Raw genomic sequence first — 1,151 nt, 5'->3', positions numbered from 1 at the left:
TCAATGCCGACGGCTCTTACCGGTTTGATGCTTCCGGTTATGATGCGCTGAGCGCGGGTGAAAAACAGGTGATTACTGTTCCGGTCACCGTGACCGATGATCGCGGTGCGACGGATACCACCACCTTAACCATTACTGTGATTGGTACCAATGACGCCCCGGTGGCTCAGGCTGCTGTGGCCGTCGTCGCCGAAGATGCGACGATTACCGGCAGTATTACCGCGACCGATGTCGATCTACCGGCCGGTCAGTCACTGGTGTTTACCACTGAATCCACTGTCCCCGGTCTGACCTTAAACGCGGATGGTAGCTACAGTTTTGACGCATCCGGCTATGATGCGCTGAGCGCGGGTGAAAAACAGGTGATTACTGTACCTGTCACCGTGACCGATGATCGCGGTGCGACGGATACCACCACCTTAACGATTACTGTGACCGGCACTAATGATGCACCGGTTGCGCAGGCGGCGACCAATACCGTCACCGAAGATGCCACAGTGACCGGCAACATTACCGCTACCGATGTGGATTTACCGGCGGATGCAACGCTGACCTTCAGCACCGACTCCACCGTGGATGGTCTGACGTTCAATGCCGACGGCTCTTACAGTTTTGATGCCTCCGGTTATGACGCGCTGAGCGCCGGTGAAAAACAGGTGATTACCGTACCTGTCACCGTGACCGATGATCGCGGTGCGACGGATACCACCACCTTAACGATTACCGTGATTGGCACCAATGATGCGCCGGTGGCTCAGGCGGCGGTAGCCGTCGTCGCCGAAGATGCGACGATTACCGGCAGTATCACGGCGACCGATGTCGATCTACCGGCCGGTCAGTCACTGGTGTTTACCACTGAATCCACTGTCCCCGGTCTGACCTTAAACGCTGATGGTAGCTACAGTTTTGACGCATCCGGCTATGATGCGCTGAGCGCGGGTGAAAAACAGGTGATTACCGTACCTGTCACCGTGACCGATGATCGCGGTGCGACGGATACCACCACTTTAACCATTACCGTGATTGGCACCAATGATGCGCCGGTGGCTCAGGCGGCGGTAGCCGTCGTCGCCGAAGATGCGACGATTACCGGCAGTATTACCGCAACCGATGTCGATCTACCGGCCGGCCAGTCACTGGTGTTTACCACC

Annotated in this window: 1 protein-coding gene; it reads left to right on the top strand. The window is 57.1% G+C overall.

What is annotated here, in order from left to right; translation table 11 throughout:
- Positions 1-1,151: VCBS domain-containing protein (locus VRK_RS21260; protein ID WP_197413078.1), on the top strand; the 1,151-nt coding region annotated here is incomplete at both ends.

This window comes from Vibrio sp. MEBiC08052, from assembly GCF_001506075.1.
In the GTDB taxonomy this organism is placed as follows: Bacteria; Pseudomonadota; Gammaproteobacteria; order Enterobacterales; family Vibrionaceae; genus Vibrio.
The sequence above is the reverse complement of the archived record's forward strand: the minus strand, read 5'-3'. Positions and strand labels throughout refer to the sequence as shown.